Origin of the sequence: Kitasatospora sp. SolWspMP-SS2h (assembly GCF_003259315.1) — a bacterium.
Taxonomy (GTDB): Bacteria; Actinomycetota; Actinomycetes; order Streptomycetales; family Streptomycetaceae; genus Kitasatospora; species Kitasatospora fiedleri.
In genome coordinates, this window is the sequence record NZ_QLLT01000018.1 from 48,480 (window position 1) to 67,496 (window position 19,017).

Below are 19,017 nucleotides of genomic sequence, written 5' to 3' on the forward strand. Positions count from 1 at the left end.
GCGCCCCCGCAGGTCACAGCACCCGCAGGTCACAGCACCCGCAGCAGCGTCCCCGGCCGCTCCACGCAGTCCGCGACGAACCGCAGGAAGCCGCCCGCCGTGCCCCCGTCGCACACCCGGTGGTCGAAGGTGAAGGAGAGTTGGGTGACCTGGCGGACCGCCAGCTCCCCCTGGTGCACCCACGGCTTGGGGGCGATCCGCCCCACCCCGAGCATCGCCGCCTCGGGGTGGTTGAGCAGCGGCGTCGAACCGTCCACCCCGAACACGCCGTAGTTGTTCAGCGTGAACGTCCCGCCGGTCAGCTCCGCCGGGGCCAGGGTGCCCTCCCGGGCCGCCCCGGTCAGCCGGGCCAGCTCCTCGGACAGCCGCTCGGTGCCCAGCCGCCGGGCGTCCCGGACCACCGGCACCAGCAGGCCGCGCGGGCCCTGCGCCGCGAACCCCAGGTGCACGGCCCGGTAGCGGCGCACCGACTCGCCCTCGACGCTCGCGTTCAGCTCGGGGAAGCGCTCCAGCCCGGCCAGGCAGATCCGGGCCAGCAGCGCCAGCACGCTCACCTTCGGGCCCGGCACCTGGTTCACCTGGGCCCGCAGCGCCATCAGTTCGGTGGCGTCCGCGTCCACCCAGCAGGTCGCGGCCGGGATCTCCCGGTGGCTGCGGGTCAGCTTCTCGGCCACCGCCCGGCGCAGCCCGCGCAGCGGCACCAGTTCCCCGTCCGGGTCGGTTCCACGTGGAACGGCGACCGGCTCGGGCGCGGCGGACGCCCCGATCGCCCGCTCCACGTCCCGCCGGGTGACCAGCCCGTCCGGCCCGCTCCCGGCCACCTCGGCCAGGTCCAGCCCGTGCTCCCGGGCGATCCGGCGCACCAGCGGCGAGATCACCGCCACCACGGCCGGAGCCGCCACCGGAGCCGGAGCCGCAGCGGGCTCGACCACCACGGCGGACGCGACGGGCACGGCGGACGCGGACGCGGGCGTGACCCCCGGCAGCACCCGCCGCCGTCCGGCCCGCCGGGCCTCGGCGACCCCGTACCCGACCAGCGGGCGCTCCACCGCGGGCTCGGCGGCCGGGGCGTCCCCGGGCGCGGGCGCCACCGCGACGGTCACCAGCGGCGCGCCGACCGGCACCTCCTGTCCGACCTCGCCGTACCGCGCGGTCACCACCCCGCCGTACGGGCAGGGCACCTCGACCACCGCCTTGGCGGTCTCCACCTCCACCACCGGCTGGTCCACGGCGATCACCTCGCCGACCTCGACCATCCAGCGCACCACCTCGGCCCCGGTGAGCCCCTCACCGAGGTCGGGCAGCGTGAACTCGCGGACCACGGGCACCGCCATCACTCCTCCCATTGGAGCCGGGCGACGGCGTCCAGGATCCGGTCCACCCCGGGCAGGTGGTGGTGCTCCAGCATCGGCGGCGGGTACGGGACGTCGAAGCCGGTGACCCGCAGCACCGGCGCGGCCAGGTGGTGGAAGCACTTCTCGGTCAGCCGGGCGGCGATCTCCGCCCCGGCCCCGCCGAAGCCCGCCGACTCGTGCACCACCACGGCCCGGCCCAGCGAGCGGACTACCTCGCAGGCGGTGGCCTCGTCGAACGGCACCAGCGAGCGCAGGTCGAGCACCGCCAGGTCCCACCCCTCGGCCTTCGCCGCCTCGGCGGCCTCCAGGCAGACCGGCAGCGAGGGCCCGTAGGTGACCAGCACCGCGGAGCTGCCGGGGCGGCGCAGCACGGCCTTCCCGATCGGTTCGACGGCCGCCGCCGGGTCCCACCCGTCCTTGCCCCAGTAGAGCCGCTTGGGCTCCAGGAACACCACCGGGTCGTCCGAGGCGATCGCGGCCCGCAGCAGCCCGTACGCGTCGGCGACGGTGCCGGGGGCGACCACGTGCAGGCCGGGGGTGGCCGCGTAGTACGCCTCGGAGGCGTCGCTGTGGTGCTCGACGCCGCCGATGCCGCCGCCGTACGGGATGCGGACGGTGATCGGCAGCGGGAGCTTGCCGGCGGTGCGGTTGCGCATCTTGGCGACGTGCGAGAACAGCTGCTCCAGCGCCGGGTAGGCGAAGGCGTCGAACTGCATCTCGACCACCGGGCGCAGCCCGTACATGGCCATGCCGACGGCGGTGCCGAGGATGCCCGCCTCGGCCAGCGGGGTGTCCAGGCAGCGGTCGGGGCCGAACTCGGCGGTCAGGCCGTCGGTGATCCGGAAGACGCCGCCGAGCGCGCCGACGTCCTCGCCGAGCACGTGCACGGTGTCGTCGGCGCGCAGCGCGTCGCGCAGCGCGAGGTTGAGGGCCTGCGCCATGGTGCCGGTGCGCGGGCCGGACTGCTCGCGGGTGGCGGTGCTCATCGGCCGGGCACCTCGGCCTCCGCGGCGAGTTCGGCGGCCAGTCGGGCGGCCTGCTCGCGCAGCTGCTGGGTGGGTTCGGCGTAGACGTGCGCGAACAGCGACATCGGGTCGAGCTCGGGGTCGGCGTGGAACTCGGCGCGCATCCGGGCGGCCAGCTGCTCGGCCCGGTCGGCGGCGTCGGCGACCAGGTCCCCGTCCAGCAGGCCGCGCCCGCGCAGGGCGTCCTCCAGCAGCCGGACCGGGTCGTGCGCCTGCCAGGCGTCGACCTCCTCGGCCGACCGGTAGCGGGTGGCGTCGTCGGCGTTGGTGTGCGCCTCGACCCGGTAGGTGAGCGCCTCCACCAGGGTCGGGCCGCCGCCGGTGCGGGCCCGCTCGACGGCCTCGGTGAGCACCTGGTGCACGGCGAGCGCGTCGTTGCCGTCGACCAGCCGGCCGGGCATCCCGTAGCCGACCGCCTTGTGGGCCAGGGTCGGGGCGGCAGACTGCCGGGTCAGCGGGACGGAGATCGCGTAGCCGTTGTTCTGCACCAGGAACACCACGGGGGCGTGCAGCACGGCCGCGAAGTTCAGGCCCTCGTGGAAGTCGCCCTCGCTGGTGCCGCCGTCGCCGAGCAGGGCGAGCGCGACCGTGTCGTCGCCGGCCAGCCGGGCGGCGTGCGCCAGGCCGACGGCGTGCGGGACCTGGGTGGCCAGCGGGGTGCAGAGCGGGGCGGTGCGGGTGGCGCGCGGGTCGTAGCCGGTGTGCGCGTCGCCGCGCAGCAGGGTGAGCGCCTCCAGCGGGTCGACGCCGCGGGCGACCACGGCCAGGGTGTCCCGGTAGGAGGGGAACAGCCAGTCCGCGGGGCGCAGCGCGAGCGCGGCGGCCACCTGGCAGGCCTCCTGGCCGGTGGAGGCCGGGTAGACGGCGAGCCGGCCCTGCTTGGTGAGGGTGGTGGCCTGCTGGTTGTAGCGGCGGCCGGCCACCAGTCGCCGGTACAGCTCGCACAGCAGCGCGGGGTCGGCCGCCTCGGCGGCGGGGGTGCCCAGCACCCGGTACGGCTCGGCGTCGGGCAGCAGCGGGGCGGGGTCGGAGCGGGGCGCGGTGGCGCCGGGCCGCCAGCCGGGCAGGTCGGCCGGGTCGGCCGCTCCGGCTCGGGCGGCCTGCTTCCTGTGGTCCAGGACGGTCATCTCGGGCACCTCCGGGGTGATGGGGGCTCCCTACCGATTGTTCGGTCGTCTGGTCATCTTGACCATATCCCCGTCAGGACGGTGGACAGTCGGCCGAAAGGGAGGTCTGCTGGGGCCAGCACGTCCAATCACGAGGGGTGGGGGGCCATGTCGGCTGAACAGGTGTCCAGACTCGACCGGGTGGACCGGTCGATCCTGCGGCTGCTGCAGCAGGACGGCCGGGCCTCGATCCGCTCGGTGGCCGAGCGGGTGCACGTGTCCCGGGCGAACGCGTACGCCCGGATCTCCAGGATGGTCGAGGACGGCGTGATCCGCGGCTTCACCGCCCGGGTGGACCACGAGAAGGCCGGGCAGGCCGCGTCCGCGTACGTCACGCTGCGGATCGTGCAGAACTCCTGGCGCACCGTGCGCGAGCAGCTGCTGCGCCTGCCCGGGGTGGCGCACATCGCGCTGGTCGGCGGCGACGACGACGTGCTGATGCTGGTCCACACGGCGGACAACCGGGCGCTGCGCGAGCTGGTGCTGGGCAGCATCCAGTCGATCCCGGAGGTGCTGGGCACCCGCACCATGCTGGTGTTCGAGGAGACCGACCAGATCCCGGCGGACGGCCCGTAGCGGGGCCGGGGACGCCGCCGCCCCGGACGGGAGGGATCCCGTCCGGGGCGGCGGCGCGGTGCGTCCGGCTCAGTTGGTGCCGGCCACCGCCAGGGACTTCGCCTTGTAACCGTTGCCGGCCACGCCGGGCACGCCGATGTCCATCCAGCCGGTCCAGGAGCCGCGGGCGTAGTCGCCGTTGGCGTTGTAGACGCGGCCGTCCCCGGAGACGCCGAATAGCCGCAGCGTGGTGCCGGTGTAGGTGGCGCCCAGCTTGGTGAGGTAGACGCCCCCGCCGGTGGCCTGGGTGACGCTGGACCAGGGGACCCAGCTGCCCACCGCGTAGTCCGCGGTGGCCTGCAGGATCCTGCCGTCGGTCAGCAGCGCGAGCAGGTACTGCTTGCTGCCGCTGGTGACGGTGGTCAGGTTCGCCAGCGGCCAGTCGAGGACCCCGACGGCCCCGGTGACGTCGCCGTAGCCCCAGCGGCCGCGTGCGTAGTCGCCGTCGGCCACGTGGATCCGGCCGTCGGTGCCGATGCCGTCGATGTGCAGCACGCTGCCGTTGACCGCGGCCGTGATCCTGGTCAGCGCGCCAGCGGGCTGCCCCAGCACGGCGGACACATCGGCCCAGGGCCGCCAGGTGCCGGCCGAGTAGTCGGCGATGGCCTCCACGATCCGCCCGTCGACCAGGGCCAGCACGTGCATGGTGCTGCCCATGGTGACCACCGTGGCCTCGGTCGCCGAGGAGGGGAGCACCCCCGCGGCGCCGGTGGTCTGGAGGTCGTACCAGTCGCTCCAGACACCGGTGGCCACGTTCCGGTCTGCGGTGTACAGGTGCCCGCCCGTCAGCGCCACGGCGTGCGGCTGGCCGTTGACGTAGGTCAGCGAGTCGGTCTCGGTCGTGCCGGGCTCGGGCGCCGGATTCGCGAACGCGGTCGGGCGGTACTTCTCCCACACCCCGCGGGTGTAGTTCGCCGCGGCGCTCATCGGCCCGTTGTTGGTCTGGGTGAGCAGCTGCACCCGCTCCCCGGAGGTGAACACGTTGGTGGCCGCAGGCACCAGCCTCACGTCGTTGATGGAGACGTAGGCGAGCCGGTGGTTGTAGCGGATTGCGAAGTACCGCTGAAAGCCGCTGACCGTCTTGGCGACGTCGTTCAGGTTCGGTGCGTAGTACGTGTCGCCGTTGACCTGGTTGCTCACGAAGTAGTCGTTGCCGTTGGACTGGTTGACCGGGGTGCTCGACAGCATCACGTACGACTGCCCGGCCGGCAGGACGGCGTCGAGCGGCGAGATGTTCGGACTGGGCACCGGCACCCCGGCTCCGGTGTACGCGGAGTCCTCCGGGTAGGCGCGCCCGTAGAGCGGGATGCTGCCGGTGGAGGACTTCGGGGTCACCAGGTACTGGCCGAGCCGGTTGTCGGCGGAGGCGATCGAGCCGTCGTTCCAGAACCAGGCCTTCCGGCCGTCGTACCAGATCGCCGTCCAGTTGCCCTGGATGTCGGCGACCACGTAGCTGGCGCCGGCGACGGCCTTGTCCGTCCAGTCCGAGGCGTTCTGGGTGCCGTTGCCGATCAGCGGGCCGTTCGGCGCGGTGTAGAGGTAGACGAAGTTCGCCGGCTGCAGGGGCGCGCCGTTCACGGTCGGCCGGTAGGCGTTGGAGAACGGCGGGCTGATCACCACCCGGCCGCCGACCACGTAGCCCCGGTCCGCGGCGGGACGGCCGCCGACCAGGTCCATGTAGTGGTTCCAGTCCCAGAACGTGCCCGGGTCCCAGTGCATGCCGGCCACCGCGCTCTGGGTCGGCCCGGGCACCTCGTCGTGGCCGATGATGTGCTCGCGGTCCAGCGGGACGTGGTACTTGTTCGCCAGGTAGGCGGTGAGGTTCGCCGAGGACTGGTACAGCTGCTCCGAGTACCAGCTGGCGCCGCTCAGCGCGTAGCCCTCGTGCTCGATGCCGATGCTGTGCTGGTTGACCGTCTTGTTGCCGGCGTGCCAGGCGATGTTCTTGTCGGCCACCATCTGCGTGATGTGGCCGTCGTTGGAGCGCAGCAGGTAGTGCGCGCTCGACTGGTTCGCCGGGTTCTGGAAGACCGACAGCGAGCCCGCGTACCCGCCCTCGGTGTCGTGGATGACGATGTACTGGACGTCCTGGTCGGTCCGGTCGGCGAGCGTGTAGTTGCCGTAGTCGCCGTTGGCGGCGGCGTACGCGGCCGGCTGGAAGTCGCAGGCCGCGGTGGCCGGGCACTCGATCGGATCGGCGGCGGCCAGCCCGGTGCGCCCGGCACCGCGGGAGGCGGCCTCGGTACGGACCCCGCGGTCGACCGCCGGGCTCTTCGCCTCGGCGGCCGGGTCGGCGGCGAGCCGCACCGGCTGGCCCTCGGTGGTGGTCCGGGCGGCGCCGGCCCCCAGCGTGCCGTAGACCCGGTCGGCGAACTCGCGGCCCTCGCCGCCCGCGGCGGCGGCCACACCGCCGTTGCTGAACCGGACCACGGCCTGGTACCAGTCGGCCGGGTCGGCGGACGGCTTGCCGCCGGCGGCCCGCTGGTAGTCGGCGAGCAGGGCGGCGCCGCCGCGGATGCTCTGCAGGGTGTCGGTGCGCAGCTCGGCGGCCGGCCGGCCGGTGAGCCGGGCGGCCGCGTCCAGGGTGTGCAGGGCGGGGCTGTCGACCGGCGACACCGGTGCGGCGGCCACTCCGCGCTTCCCGGCCGGTCCGCCGTCGCCGCGCAGGTCGACCTCCGGCTCGGCGGCCGCCCGGGCGGCGACCTCCGCCAGGTCGACCTGGGTGAGACCCATGACGTTGTAGTTGCCGGTGGTGCTGGGCAGTCCCTGGTGCGACTCCCACCGGGTCTGCTGGTAGGAGACCGCCAGCAGCAGTGCGGCCGGGACCTTGAACTCCTTCGCCGCCGCGGCGAACTGCTCCTGCAGCCCGGTCGGCGCGGTGGGCGCGGCGAAGGCGAGTCCGCCTCCGGCCAGTCCGGACAGAAGGACCGCGGCCGTCGCCGCCGCGGTCAGCGGCGCACGACGGAACGCCGTCCGATGGTGACGGATCACCTGCTGATACCTCCCCTGGGCTCCGCCTGCCGTACCCGACCGACGGCCGGGGGCGCGGATCAGCAGTGAACGTACCAGTCCGTCAGGACACGGACCACGGTGTTCTGACGCGCCGTCGGGTCAGCGGGCGCGCAGCCCCTCGAAGGCGAACCGGGCCACCGCGTCGGGCAGCGCCTCGGTGCCGCGCTGCCCAGGGCGGTACCACTCCACCAGCGAGTTGACCGTGCCGAACAGCAGCCGGGTGGCCAGCCGGGGCTCGACGTCGGCGCGCAGCTGTCCGGCGGCGACGGCGTCCTGCACCAGCTCGGCGACCCGGTGGTCGAAGTCGCGCCGCCGCTCCAGCGCCCACTGCTCGGTGCCGGTGTTGCCGCGCACCCGCAGCAGCAGCGTCACGTACGGCAGCTCGGCCAGCAGCACCTCGGCGGTGCGGCGCACCACGTGCTCCAGCCGGTCCACCGGGCGGCCCGCGGCGGCGGCCGGCTCGTCGAGGATCGCGAACAGCGCGTCCAGCGCCCGGCCGACGGCGAGGCGCAGCAGCTCCTCCTTGCCGCGCACGTGGTGGTAGATCGAGGACTTGGAGATCCCGGCGGCCCTGGACAGGTCCTCCATCGAAGTGCCGTCGTAGCCGCGTTCGTTGAAGACCTGCACGGTGACGGCGAGCAGCGAGCCGACGGTGTAGGCGGCGCGCGGGGGGTGATCGGCCATGCGACGAGTATCCCCGGGGTCGCGGCGGCCCGCCCCGGCGGGTGGTCTCAGACCCCGGCCCGGCCGGTGCCGTCCACGGCCTCGGACCTGGCCTCGGACCGGATCCCGGACCTGGCCTCGGGCCTGACCGCCGCCCGGGCCGCCGTCCGGGCGGCGGCCCGCCCGGCCGTCCCCGCGGTGTCCTCGGCGACGAAGTAGGCGGGCCGGCGCTGCACCGCGCTGTAGATCCGGGCCACGTACTCGCCGAGCAGTCCCACGCAGATCAGCTGCACCCCGCCGATGAACAGCAGGCCGACGAAGAGCGAGGTCCAGCCGGGCACGGTGGCGCCGACCAGGTAGACGGTCAGGCAGAAGGCCAGCAGCAGCAGGCAGGTGAAGAAGGCGACGGTGCCCAGCCAGGTGGCCAGCCGCAGCGGGGCGGCGGAGAAGCCGGTGATGCTGTCCAGGGCGAGCCGGACCATCTTGGTCAGCGGGTACTTGGTGCTCCCGGCGACCCGCTCCTCGCGGACGTAGCGCACCTCGCCGCTGGGGAAGCCCAGCCAGGGCACCAGGAGCCGGTAGACCCGCTGCTGGTCGGGCAGTTCCCGGAGCGCCTCGACGGCCTCCCGGCTGAGCAGCCGGAAGTCGCCGGCGTTGGACGGCACCTGCCGCCCCACCAGGCGGCGGATCAGCCAGTAGTAGCCGCCGGCCGTCCAGCGCTTGAAGCCGGTGTCGGTGGAGCGGTCCTCGCGCACCCCGTACACGATGTCCAGGCCCTCGCGGCGGGCCAGTTCCAGCATGTCGGGGATCTTCTCCGGCGGGTCCTGGAGGTCGGCGTCGATGCTGGCCACGTAGGCGCCGACGGCGTGGTCGAGGCCGGCGGTCAGCGCGGCCTGGTGGCCGCTGTTGCGGCGCAGCCGGACCATCCGCAGCTCGGGCCAGTCCGCGGACAGGTCGCGCAGCAGGGCGGCGGTCTTGTCGGTGCTGCCGTCGTCCACCGCGAGCACCTCGTAGCGGGCGCCGAGGCCGTCCAGCACCGGGCGCATCCGGGCCGCGAAGGCGGGCAGCGCGTCCTCCTCGTCGTACATCGGGACGACCACCGACAGCAGGGTGCCCTCCTGAGCCGCTGCAGTCATCAGTTTCTCCCGCCGAGTGGGTGACGTCCGTCCGATGGTGGGGAGTGTAGCCACGTGCCGTCCCGTCAGGTACGGACCAGTGGTGCGTGCCGTAGGCTCGCCCGAGAATCCGGGCGGCCCGGCGGGGCCCGAGACCCAGACAGGACCTGATGGCGATGGCAGCGAGCCCCGACACCGAAGTGGCCGAGCGACCCGAACCGCCCGTGGAGAGCGGCGCCCCCGCGCCGGGCCCGCGGGCCTGGCTGCGGCACGTCCTGGCCGAGTACGGGCCGGCCCTGGCGGTGTTCGCGGCGGTCCGGCTGATCGCCTTCACCTCCTTCATGTGGCTGCTGTCCTGGTCCGGCGAGTACCTGACCAAGGACCCGCGGTTCGGCGGCGGCAAGCACGTCTGGGACGTGCTCGGCGGCTGGGACGGCTGGTGGTACCAGCAGGTCGCGCTGAACGGCTACGACCCGAAGCTGCTGCCGTCCACCTCCGGCCCGTGGACGCTGGAGCAGAACTCGGTCGCGTTCTTCCCGCTCTACCCCGGCATGATCAAGATGGTCTCCGCGGTGACCGGCCTGAACACGCTGGGCGCGGGCATCGTGGTCTCGGTGCTGTCCTCGTTCGTCGCGGCGGCCGGCGTCTACGCGGTGGCCAAGCTGCTCGCGGGCCACCGGGCGGCGGTGATCGCGGCCGCGGTCTGGGGCCTGTTCCCGGGCTCGGGCGTCGAGTGGGCGGTCTACTCGGACTCGCTGTTCGTCGCGCTGGCCGCCTGGGCCTGCTACTTCGTGATGACCCGCAACTGGCTGGCCGCGGGCGTCACCTCGTTCGTCGCGGGCCTGAACCGGCCGACCTCGGCCGCGCTGGCCGCGGCGGTCGGCGTGGCCGCGCTGATCGCGCTCTGGAAGCGCCGGGACGGGGTGCTCGGCCCGCTGGCCGCGCTGGTGATCGCCCCGCTCGGGTTCATCGGCTACATCGTCTGGGCGAGCTGGCGGATGGGCAGTTGGACCGCCTACTTCGACCTCCAGCGCGGGGCCTGGCTGCACTTCTTCGACTGGGGCAAGCACACCGGCAACGTGCTCCGGAACCTGCTGTTCGGGCAGCACGACTACATCTTCGGCTACCCCACCGAGGACCTGATCGCGCTGTTCCTGGTGTTCTCGCTGCCGATACTCGTCTTCCTGCTGGTCCGGATGCGCCCGCCGGTCTTCCTGCTCGTCTACACCGGCATCACCCTGGTCCTGGTGCTCGGCAGCCAGCAGATCTTCGGCAACACCTCCCGCTACCTGCTGCCCTGCTTCCCGCTCTTCCTCCCGATCGCGGTCGGCCTCAAGCGGCTGTCGCGGGTCTCGCTGGCGGCCACCCTGGGCACCGTCGCGCTGGCCTCCGGCTGGTACGCCGGGTACGTGCTGTTCGAACTGGGTATCCCGTAGAGCGCGGCCGACCTCCACGACGGCCGCCCCCGGCTCCCGGGGGCGGCCGTCGCGCGTCCGCCCGCCCGACGGCGGACCGGACCGGGGGCGGGCCGGACCGGGGGCGGGCCGGAAGCGGACCGGGGCCTTGCACCGACCGATCGTTCGGTTACGCTGAGGAGCGTCCCGCCCCGCCCCCGTGAGGAGCGCACCATGTCCGCTGCGACCCCCGCCCTGCCGGTCGCCGAACTGCTCGCCCGCCACCAGGACACCCTCGACCGCGCCCTGGCCGCGATCGCCGAACGCGACTACTGGTCGCCGTACCCGGAGTTCCCCAAGGCGTACGGGGAGAACGCCGTCGCCGACGGCAAGTCCGCCTTCGAGGCCCTGCTGGGGCGGGAGTTCGACCTCCCCGGCCACCCCGGCGGCGGCACGCCGGTGAGCGGCGAGACCTCCCCGTACGGCCTCGAACTGGGCGTGCTCTACCCGCACGCCGAGCCGGACGCGCTGCTGGCCGCGCTGGAGGCCGCCCGGCCCGGCTGGGCCAAGGCGTCGCCCGCCGAGCGGGCCGCGGTCTGCCTGGAGGTGCTGGCCCGGATCAGCGCCCGCACGCCCGAGTTCGCGCAGGCCGTGATGCACACCACCGGCCAGGCGTACGGCATGGCCTTCCAGGCCGGCGGCCCGCACGCCCAGGACCGCGGCCTGGAGGCGGTGGCGTACGCGTACGCCGAGCAGACCCGGCTGCCCCGCTCGGCGCGCTGGACCAAGCCCCAGGGCAAGCGCGAACCCCTGGTGATGACCAAGGAGTTCACCGCCGTGCCGCGCGGCACCGCGCTGCTGATCGGCTGCAACACCTTCCCGACCTGGAACGGCTACCCGGGCCTGTTCGCCTCGCTGGCCACCGGCAACGGCGTGCTGGTCAAGCCGCACCCGCGCGCCGTGCTGCCGCTGGCGCTGACCGTCCGGATCGCCCGCGAGGTGCTCGCCGAGGCGGGCTTCGACCCGAACCTGGTCTGCCTGGCCGCCGAGCACGAGGGCTCCGCGATCGCCAAGGTGCTGGCCCTGCGGCCCGAGGTGAAGCTGATCGACTACACCGGCTCCACCGGCTTCGGCGACTGGCTGGAGGACAACGCCCGGCAGGCGCTGGTCTACACCGAGAAGGCCGGCGTGAACACCGTCGTGCTGGACTCCACCGACGACTACCGCGGCATGCTGGACAACCTGGCCTTCTCGCTCAGCCTGTACAGCGGCCAGATGTGCACCACCCCGCAGAACCTGCTGATCCCGCGCACCGGCGTCCGCACCGAGGACGGCGAGCGCTCCTACGAGCAGGTGGTGACCGACCTGGCCGCCGCCGTCCAGGGCCTGCTCGCCGACGACACCCGGGCCGCCGCCGTCCTGGGCGCCGTGGTCAACCCGGGCGTGCTGGCCCGCAGCGCCGCCGCGGCCGGCGGCGAGTACGGCGAACTCGCCCTCGCCCCGCGGGTGGTGGCCTCCGCCGAGTTCCCGGGCGCGACCATCCGCACCCCCGCCCTGGTGAAGGCCGACGCCGAGAAGCCGGACGACCGGGCCCGCTTCCTGGCCGAGTGCTTCGGCCCGGTGGCCTTCGCGGTCGCCGTGGAGTCCACCGCCGCCGCCGTCGAACTGCTGCGCCGCACCACCGTCGAGCACGGCGCGATGACCGCCGGCGCCTACACCACCGACCCCGCCGTCGAGACCGCCCTGGTGGACGCCTGCCTGGAGGCCGGCGTCTCGCTCTCGCTCAACCTGACCGGCGGCGTCTACGTCAACCAGACCGCCGCCTTCTCCGACCTGCACGGCACCGGCGCCAACCCGGCCGCCAACGCGGCCTACTGCGACGCCGCCTTCGTGGCCTCCCGGTTCCGCACCGTCGAGGTCCGCAAGTAGCGTTCCACCGCAGTTGGTTCGACCACCCGGCCCGGACGGCTCCGCCACCGGGGCCGGGTGGTCGAACCGCTCGCGTGGCCGGCCCGGCGCTACCCGGTGAACGTCGCGGGCAGGCCGAACGGGAGCACCGGCAGCGCGGCCCTGGCGGCGCGCATCGCGTCCCGGACCCGGGCGGCCCCCGCCCGGGTGGCCGCCGCTCCGCCGCCGACCGCGACCGACCGGGGGACGAGGCCCGCGCAGGGGGCGCAGATGCCGGGGCGGGGTACGGGGTCGTGGCAGGTGGCGCACTCGGCGTAGCGGGCCGCGACCGGACGGGCGGCGGCGGGTTCGGGCGGCATCTTGCGCTCCAGGCGGTTGCGGAGCACGGCCGCCGCCGAGTGCAGCGGGACGGGCAGGCCGGGCAACAGGGCGGCGGCGAGGTCCGCGGCGCTCGCCCCGCGCTCCTGCCACCCGGCGACCAGCGGCGCCAGCTCCTCCGCCTCGGCCCGGCCGAGCCGCAGGCGCGGCTCCGGACGGATCACCCGCAACAGCGTGGCGGCCGCCGCGCGGACCCGCTCGTCCGCCACCGGCGGCGGCTCCACCGCCTCCCGCCGCCCGGCGGACCCGGCGGGTCCGGCGGGTCCGGTCGGCTCGGCAGGCTCGGCAGGCTCGGCCGGGAGGGAGGGTTCTTGGTACCGGTCCTTTGGAAGGGCCCCACCCCCGGTGGTGACTGGTGCACCGGAGCCCGGGAAGGTGACACCCGGGAGCGGCGGGAGCTGCGGGGTGTCGTAGACGTGGTTCTCGCTGACGACCGTCCCGTCGGGCAGCCGGTTCTTCTCGACCCGGTAGAACCCGGCCCGGGCCAGTTCCCGCAATGCCTGGTAGATCGCCTTCCGCCCCTGCGGACTGCTGTCCGCCATCTGCCGCCCGTCCTCCCGCCAGCCGTCCGGCCGGGACAGCAGGTCGACGAGCAGACCGCGGGCGGTGTAGGAGAGCTGCCGGTACTGCAACACCGCATTGGGCAGCACGGTGAAATTGCGCGCGTGGGCGCTACGATGAACTCGCATCGGGAGGTTCAGCTCCTGCTGTCAGGCCCCGGGGTGTTGGCGCACCGCCGGGGTCAAACTTTTCCACTTGTGGTGGGGAACGTAGCACACGTACCAGCCGAAAACCGACATGATCGACAAGCGGTCACTCCCGCCCTCCCCCGATCATGATCGATCGTCAAACGCCACTCCCCACAAGACATTCGACACCTCTGCCACCCACCCCCACCCACCTGTCCCGCCCCCGGAATCGCGCGATCAGCCGAGGTGGAGGGCCCGGAGGCTCTCGGCGCCGTCGGCGGAGTCCTCGGCGTGGAGTTCGACGTTCTTCGGCACGCCCCGGGTCTCGTTCCGCACCGGTTCCCCGCCACCACGCGGGAAGCGGGCCCGGACGCCGCCCCACAACGGTGTCCGGGCCCGTGCCCTGTCCGGAGGGGAGGAGGGACAGGGAGTCTCGGAGAGTCCTTACGCGCGCCTCGGGTTGAACACCCAGACCCGCAGCAGCACGAACCGCACCAGCGTCGCGGCGGCGTTCGCCGCCACCAGGACCGCCAGCTCGATCCCGGGCCCGGCGTCCGGGGCCGTCGCGTGCAGGACCGCGACGCCGCCGCTGGTCAGGGCCAGGCCGAACAGGAAGGCCAGGCCGCCCTCCAGTTGGTGCTTGAGGGCGTCCCGGCGGCCGGTCACCCCGAAGGTGAAGCGCCGGTTCGCGGCGGTGTTGGCCACCGCGGTGACGGCCAGGGCCAGCGCGTTGGCCGCCAGGGCGGGGGCCAGGTGCCGGAGCCCCAGGAAGAGCAGCAGGTAGGCCAGCGTGCACAGGCCGCCGATCACCGCGAAGCTGACGGTCTGCCAGCCCAGCCCCGGCGGGACCTGGGCCCGGCGCACCCGGTCCGGCAGGTCGACGCCGCCCCGGCCGGCCAGGGTCCGCCGGGCCACCCGGGCCATGCCCCGGAGGTCGTCGAGCACGGTGCGGACGATGTCGACCCGGCTGTCCGGGTCGTCCACCCAGTCCACCGGCACCTCGTGGATGCGCAGCCCGGACGCCTCGGCGAGCAGCAGCAGTTCGGTGTCGAAGAACCAGGCGTTGTCCTCGACCTGCTCCAGCAGCCGCTTGACCACCTCGGTGCGGCCCGCCTTGAACCCGCACTGGGCGTCGGAGAACTTGGCCGCCATGGTGGCCCGCAGCAGCAGGTTGTAGGTGCGCGAGATGAACTCCCGCTTCGGGCCGCGCACCACCGCCGAGCCGCGGTGCAGCCGGCTGCCGATGGCCAGGTCGCTGTGCCCGGACAGCAGCGGTGCGACCAGCGGCAGGAACGCCTCCAGCCCGGTGGACAGGTCGACGTCCATGTACGCCACCACGTCGGCCGTGCTGGTGCCCCACACCTGCCGCAGCGCCCGTCCGCGGCCCTTGAGGTCCAGGTGCACGGCGCGCACCGGCCCGAGTTCCGCGGCGAGCGCGGTGGCGACCTCCCAGGTGCCGTCGACCGAGGCGTTGTCCGCCACGGTGATCAGGTAGTCGTAGGGGAACGTCTCCGACAGGTAGGCGTGCAGCTCACGGACGCAGCGCTCCAGCGAGTGCTGCTCGTTGTAGACGGGTACGACGATCTCCACGAGCCTGGTCCGCACCACGGCGTCGGCCCGTTCCCGGCCGTCGGCCGCCGGGGCGGGGCGGAGTGCGGGGCGGAGGGCCGGGCGCATCGCTGGCTGTGTCATGGGAAGGAGGTTCACAGCCCCTGATGGGCCCGCGATGATGGCAGCCTGAGAGCGCGCTGAGAACCCGGGCGACGTGGACTCCGGTCCGGTGACCACCGGCCTCTGCGGCAAGACGACGGGAGAGACGGATGTCCGAGACGGAGTTCACCGCCGACGTGCTGGTGGTCGGCGCCGGCCCGACCGGCCTGCTGCTGGCGGGCGACCTGGCGGCGGCCGGCCTGCGGGTGACGGTGCTGGAGAAGCGGGCCGAGGAGTCGAACCTGACCCGGGCGTTCGCCGTGCACGCCCGCACCCTGGAGCTGCTGGACGCCCGCGGCCTGGCCGACGAGCTGATCGCCACCGGCCGGGCGATGCCCTCGCTGCAGGTGTTCGGCCGGCTCCGGGTCGACCTCGCGGGCCTGCCCACCCGTTTCCCGTTCGTGCTGGTCACCCCGCAGTACCACACCGAGCGGGTGCTGCGGGAGCGGGCCGTCAAGGCCGGTGCCGACCTGCGCCGGGGCACCGAGGTGACCGGCCTGCGGCAGGACGGCCGGGGCGTCACGCTGACCGCCCGCGCCGCCGGGGGCGAGCGGTCGTTCCGGGCCCGCTACGCGGTCGGCGCGGACGGCGTGCACTCGGCGGTGCGCGACCTGCTGGGCGTCCCGTTCCCCGGCGAGTCCGCGGTGCGCTCGGTGATGCTGGCCGACGTCCGGCTGGAGCGGGAGCCGGACGAGCCGCTGACGGCCGGCGCGGGCGAGGCCGGGTTCGCCTTCCTGGCCCCGTTCGGCGACGGCTGGTACCGGGTGATCGGCTGGAGCCGCGAGCACCAGGTGCCGGACTCCGACCCGGTGGATCCGGCCGAACTCTCCGACTTGCTGCGCGAGGTGATGGGCCGTGACTTCGGGGTGCGGGAGGTCCGCTGGACCTCCCGCTTCCACAGCGACGAGCGGCAGGTGCCCAGTTACCGCTCCGGCCGGGTCTTCCTGGCGGGGGACGCCGCGCACTGCCACTCCCCGGCCGGCGGCCAGGGCATGAACACCGGCCTGCAGGACGCCGCCAACCTGAGCTGGAAGCTGGCCGCCGCCGTCCGCGGCTGGGCCCCCGACGCCCTGCTGGACACCTACCAGACCGAGCGGCACCCGGTCGGCCGGGCGGCGCTGCGCTCCTCCGGCGCCCTGGTCCGGCTCGCCCAGGGCGCGCACGCCCCGGCCCGGGCGCTGCGCTCGGCGCTCGGCGCGGCGGCCGGACACCTGGGCCCGCTGGCCGAATTGGGCGCCAAGCAGGTCTCCGGCATCGGGTACGCCTACCCGGCCGAGAAGGGCGCCCACCCGCTGGTCGGCCGCCGCGTCCCGGACCTGCGGCTGGCGGTGGACGCACCCGGTGGCCCGGCCCGGCTGCACGAGGCGCTGCGCTCCGGCAAGGCGGTGCTGATCAGCAACGACGAGCTGTCGGTGGCCGACTCCTGGGCGGAGCGGGTGGTCACCGCGGCCCCCGCCGACCCGCACGGCAAGCTGCGCGACACCGTGCTGCTGGTCCGTCCGGACGGGTACGCGGCCTGGGCCTGCGCCGATCCGACCCGGGGCGAGCTGCGGGCGGCGCTGGTCCAGTGGCTGGGCCGCCCCTGACATTCAGTTGTGCCCGCCCCCCGCGGAAAGGGAATTCGGTTCATAAACTGAATTCCCCCACCCTTTCACAGTTGACTGTTTTTTAATAAGCAATTGCCCGGCCATGGGCCTTTTCCCGGGACTTCTCTGAGAGATTCTGGCGAGCGTTTTCGAAACCCGGAACGCCGCCAGATATTCCGGAGGAGCCCGTGCGACCCCGCTCGCTCGCCCTTGCCGCCGCCCTCGCGGTCCTTCCCCTCACCGCCGTCTCCCTGGGCACCGCCACCGCCCAGGCCGCCCCGACGCCGAACGCCGGCGCCCGGGTGGCGCTGCCGCAGACCGTGACCCCCGCGGTCGCCCGCTCCCACAAGCAGGGTGACGTCCCCGCCGACCGCCGGATATCCGTGGCGGTCTCGCTGAAACTGCGCAACACCGCCGAACTGGACCGTTTCCTGGCCGCGGTCGCCACCCCGGGCACCGCCGAGTACGGCCACTACCTGACGCCCGCGCAATTCACCGAGCGCTTCGGCCCGACCGCGTCCGACGTCGAGCAGGTCCGGGCGTTCCTCACCGCCCAGGGCCTGAAGGTCGACTCGGTCAGCGACAACCGCCAGGTGGTGAACGCCACCGGCACCAGCGCGCAGGTCGCCGCCGCGTTCGGCACCCACGAGTCGACGTACACCGACCCGCAGCAGAGCGACCGGACCTTCTTCGCCAACGACGCCGCCGCCTCGGTGCCGGCCGTGCTGGCCGGCGTGGTCGAGGGCGTCAGCGGCCTGAACGACCACACCGTGCGCACCACCCGGATCGCCAAGCCGGGCGCCGCCACCCCGCACGCCACCCCCTCCGGCTTCGGCCCCTCCAGCTACGACGGCGCCTACCGGCTGAACCAGCTGGGCGCCGACGGCACCGGCTCCACCGTCGCGCTCTGGGAGTTCGACGGCTACAAGTCCTCCAACCTGACCACCTACGACAGCCAGTTCGGCCTGTCCGGCCCGGCGGTCAGCACCGTCGCGGTGGACGGCGCGAACTACGACTCCAAGCCCGGCGACGGCCAGGGCGAGGTGGAGCTGGACTCCGAGATCGTCCGCGGCGTCGCCCCGAAGGCCACCCAGCTGGTGTACGAGGCGCCCAACAGCGACCAGGGCGAGATCGACATGGCCGCCAAGATCGTCGCGGACAACCGGGTCTCGGTCATCTCCATCTCCTGGGGCTCCTGCGAGCCGGACACCACCGCCTCCTCGATGACCGCGGTGAACAACTCCTTCAAGCAGGCCGCCGCCCAGGGCATCTCGATCTTCTCGGCCTCCGGCGACGACGGCTCCCGGGACTGCACCCGCTCCGACTCCGGCTCCTCGGTGAAGGCGGTGGACTTCCCCGCCTCCAGCCCGTACAACACCGGCGTCGGCGGCACCAACCTCAAGGTCTCCGGCACCACCTACAGCTCGGAGAGCGCCTGGTCCACGGCCGGCGGCGGCGTCTCCACCCAGTTCGCCAAGCCGAGCTGGCAGACCGGCACCAACGTCACCGGCACCCAGCGCACCGTCCCGGACGTCTCCTCCGACGCCGACCCGAACAGCGGCTTCGCGATCTACACCCAGGGCACCAGCAGCCCCGGCTGGCAGGTCTACGGCGGCACCTCGGCGGCGGCCCCGCTGTGGTCCGGCTTCGCCGCGCTGTACAACCAGAAGGCCAAGGCCGCCGCCAAGCCGGTGCTCGGCGAGGCCAACCCGAAGATCTACGCGGTCACCAACTCCTCGTCGTACGGCAGCGCCTTCCACGACGTCACCAGCGGCAAGAACCAGGACTTCTCCACCAAGGCCGGCTACGACCAGGTCACCGGCTGGGGCACCCCGATCGCCGACGGCCTGGCCGCCGCCCTGCTCGGCTCCGGCGGGACCACCCCGCCGCCCACCGGCTCCTGCACCGCCGCCCAGCTGCTCGGCAACCCCGGCTTCGAGACCGGTAGCGCCTCCCCCTGGACCGCCAGCTCCGGCGTGGTCAGCAACTCCGGCTCGCAGGCCGCCCACGGCGGCTCCTGGAAGGCGTGGCTGGACGGCTACGGCTCCAGCCACACCGACAGCCTCTCCCAGTCGGTGGCCGTCCCGTCCGGCTGCACCGCCAAGCTGAGCTTCTGGCTGCACGTCGACACCGCCGAGACCGGCAGCACCGCGTACGACAAGCTGACCGTCTCGGTCAACGGCACCACCGTCGCCGCGTACTCCAACCTCGACAAGAACACCGGCTACGCGCAGAAGACGATCGACCTGTCCTCGTACGCCGGACAGACCGTCACGGTGAAGTTCAACGGCGTGGAGGACTCCTCGCTGCAGACCTCCTTCGTGCTCGACGACACCGCGCTCAACGTGTCCTGACCCCCCGTCGGCACCGGTGCCGGGAGACCCGCCCAGGGGCTCCCGGC

13 protein-coding genes are annotated in these 19,017 nt (G+C 73.9%); 5 read left to right on the top strand and 8 right to left on the bottom strand.

What is annotated here, in order from left to right; translation table 11 throughout:
- Window positions 1–29: 29 nt before the first annotated feature.
- From K353_RS22485 to pdhA, 3 genes are read right to left on the bottom strand one after another with little or no spacing between them, the layout of a single operon-like run.
- Complete coding sequence (locus K353_RS22485) at window positions 30–1,334, bottom strand: dihydrolipoamide acetyltransferase family protein (RefSeq protein ID WP_233533758.1); 1,305 nt, start codon at window positions 1,332–1,334, stop codon at window positions 30–32.
- A complete protein-coding gene (locus tag K353_RS22490) occupies window positions 1,334–2,341 on the bottom strand; it encodes an alpha-ketoacid dehydrogenase subunit beta (RefSeq protein WP_111555361.1) in 1,008 nt (335 codons plus the stop codon). The genes K353_RS22485 and K353_RS22490 overlap by 1 nt, the downstream gene beginning before the upstream one ends.
- A complete protein-coding gene (pdhA, locus tag K353_RS22495; RefSeq protein ID WP_370447632.1) occupies window positions 2,338–3,507 on the bottom strand; it encodes a pyruvate dehydrogenase (acetyl-transferring) E1 component subunit alpha in 1,170 nt (389 codons plus the stop codon). Before pdhA ends, K353_RS22490 begins: the two co-directional genes overlap by 4 nt.
- Before the next feature lie 147 nt (window positions 3,508–3,654).
- On the opposite strand from pdhA, the gene K353_RS22500 reads away from it, so the two are divergent.
- Window positions 3,655–4,122, top strand: a complete 468-nt coding sequence (locus K353_RS22500) for an Lrp/AsnC family transcriptional regulator (protein ID WP_233533760.1) — start codon at window positions 3,655–3,657, stop codon at window positions 4,120–4,122.
- A gap of 69 nt (window positions 4,123–4,191) precedes the next feature.
- Here K353_RS22500 and K353_RS22505 read toward each other — a convergent pair whose 3' ends face one another.
- The 3 genes from K353_RS22505 to K353_RS22515 form a co-directional block, all read right to left on the bottom strand.
- A complete protein-coding gene (locus tag K353_RS22505) occupies window positions 4,192–7,152 on the bottom strand; it encodes an N-acetylmuramoyl-L-alanine amidase (protein ID WP_111555362.1) in 2,961 nt (986 codons plus the stop codon).
- Between the two features lie 120 nt (window positions 7,153–7,272).
- Window positions 7,273–7,857: a TetR/AcrR family transcriptional regulator gene (locus K353_RS22510; RefSeq protein WP_111555363.1), complete on the bottom strand. Its 585-nt coding sequence runs from the start codon at window positions 7,855–7,857 to the stop codon at window positions 7,273–7,275.
- A gap of 47 nt (window positions 7,858–7,904) precedes the next feature.
- Window positions 7,905–8,972 (bottom strand): glycosyltransferase family 2 protein, encoded by a 1,068-nt coding sequence (locus K353_RS22515; RefSeq protein WP_111555364.1) that lies wholly within the window; start codon window positions 8,970–8,972, stop codon window positions 7,905–7,907.
- Between the two features lie 149 nt (window positions 8,973–9,121).
- Between K353_RS22515 and K353_RS22520 the strand changes: the two genes are divergently transcribed.
- Window positions 9,122–10,387, top strand: coding sequence for a glycosyltransferase family 39 protein (locus tag K353_RS22520; RefSeq protein ID WP_111555365.1), 1,266 nt, complete (start codon window positions 9,122–9,124; stop codon window positions 10,385–10,387).
- A gap of 192 nt (window positions 10,388–10,579) precedes the next feature.
- Window positions 10,580–12,274, top strand: a complete 1,695-nt coding sequence (paaN, locus tag K353_RS22525) for a phenylacetic acid degradation protein PaaN (protein ID WP_111555366.1) — start codon at window positions 10,580–10,582, stop codon at window positions 12,272–12,274.
- 89 nt (window positions 12,275–12,363) lie between these two features.
- Here the strand turns inward: paaN and K353_RS22530 are convergent, their stop codons facing one another.
- Complete coding sequence (locus tag K353_RS22530; protein ID WP_111555367.1) at window positions 12,364–13,320, bottom strand: hypothetical protein; 957 nt, start codon at window positions 13,318–13,320, stop codon at window positions 12,364–12,366.
- 444 nt (window positions 13,321–13,764) lie between these two features.
- Window positions 13,765–15,012, bottom strand: a complete 1,248-nt coding sequence (locus tag K353_RS22535) for a glycosyltransferase (protein WP_370447633.1) — start codon at window positions 15,010–15,012, stop codon at window positions 13,765–13,767.
- A gap of 128 nt (window positions 15,013–15,140) precedes the next feature.
- On the opposite strand from K353_RS22535, the gene K353_RS22540 reads away from it, so the two are divergent.
- Together K353_RS22540 and K353_RS22545 are read left to right on the top strand one after the other, a co-directional pair.
- Entirely contained in the window at window positions 15,141–16,616 is a 1,476-nt protein-coding gene (locus K353_RS22540) for an FAD-dependent oxidoreductase (RefSeq protein WP_111555369.1), read from the top strand.
- A 188-nt stretch (window positions 16,617–16,804) separates the two neighbouring features.
- Window positions 16,805–18,970: a S53 family peptidase gene (locus K353_RS22545; protein WP_111555370.1), complete on the top strand. Its 2,166-nt coding sequence runs from the start codon at window positions 16,805–16,807 to the stop codon at window positions 18,968–18,970.
- The last annotated feature ends 47 nt before the right edge of the window (window positions 18,971–19,017 follow it).

What these genes read in the sequence shown, in the direction of transcription:
- paaN (WP_111555366.1), top strand. Translation starts at nt 10,580, where the DNA reads ATGTCCGCTGCGACCCCCGCCCTGCCGGTCGCCGAACTGCTCGCCCGC.
- K353_RS22530 (WP_111555367.1), bottom strand. Translation starts at nt 13,320, where the DNA reads ATGCGAGTTCATCGTAGCGCCCACGCGCGCAATTTCACCGTGCTGCCC.
- K353_RS22535 (WP_370447633.1), bottom strand. Translation starts at nt 15,012, where the DNA reads ATGACACAGCCAGCGATGCGCCCGGCCCTCCGCCCCGCACTCCGCCCC.
- K353_RS22510 (WP_111555363.1), bottom strand. Translation starts at nt 7,857, where the DNA reads ATGGCCGATCACCCCCCGCGCGCCGCCTACACCGTCGGCTCGCTGCTC.
- K353_RS22520 (WP_111555365.1), top strand. Translation starts at nt 9,122, where the DNA reads ATGGCGATGGCAGCGAGCCCCGACACCGAAGTGGCCGAGCGACCCGAA.
- K353_RS22515 (WP_111555364.1), bottom strand. Translation starts at nt 8,972, where the DNA reads ATGACTGCAGCGGCTCAGGAGGGCACCCTGCTGTCGGTGGTCGTCCCG.
- K353_RS22490 (WP_111555361.1), bottom strand. Translation starts at nt 2,341, where the DNA reads ATGAGCACCGCCACCCGCGAGCAGTCCGGCCCGCGCACCGGCACCATG.
- K353_RS22540 (WP_111555369.1), top strand. Translation starts at nt 15,141, where the DNA reads ATGTCCGAGACGGAGTTCACCGCCGACGTGCTGGTGGTCGGCGCCGGC.
- K353_RS22485 (WP_233533758.1), bottom strand. Translation starts at nt 1,334, where the DNA reads ATGGCGGTGCCCGTGGTCCGCGAGTTCACGCTGCCCGACCTCGGTGAG.
- K353_RS22500 (WP_233533760.1), top strand. Translation starts at nt 3,655, where the DNA reads ATGTCGGCTGAACAGGTGTCCAGACTCGACCGGGTGGACCGGTCGATC.
- pdhA (WP_370447632.1), bottom strand. Translation starts at nt 3,507, where the DNA reads ATGACCGTCCTGGACCACAGGAAGCAGGCCGCCCGAGCCGGAGCGGCC.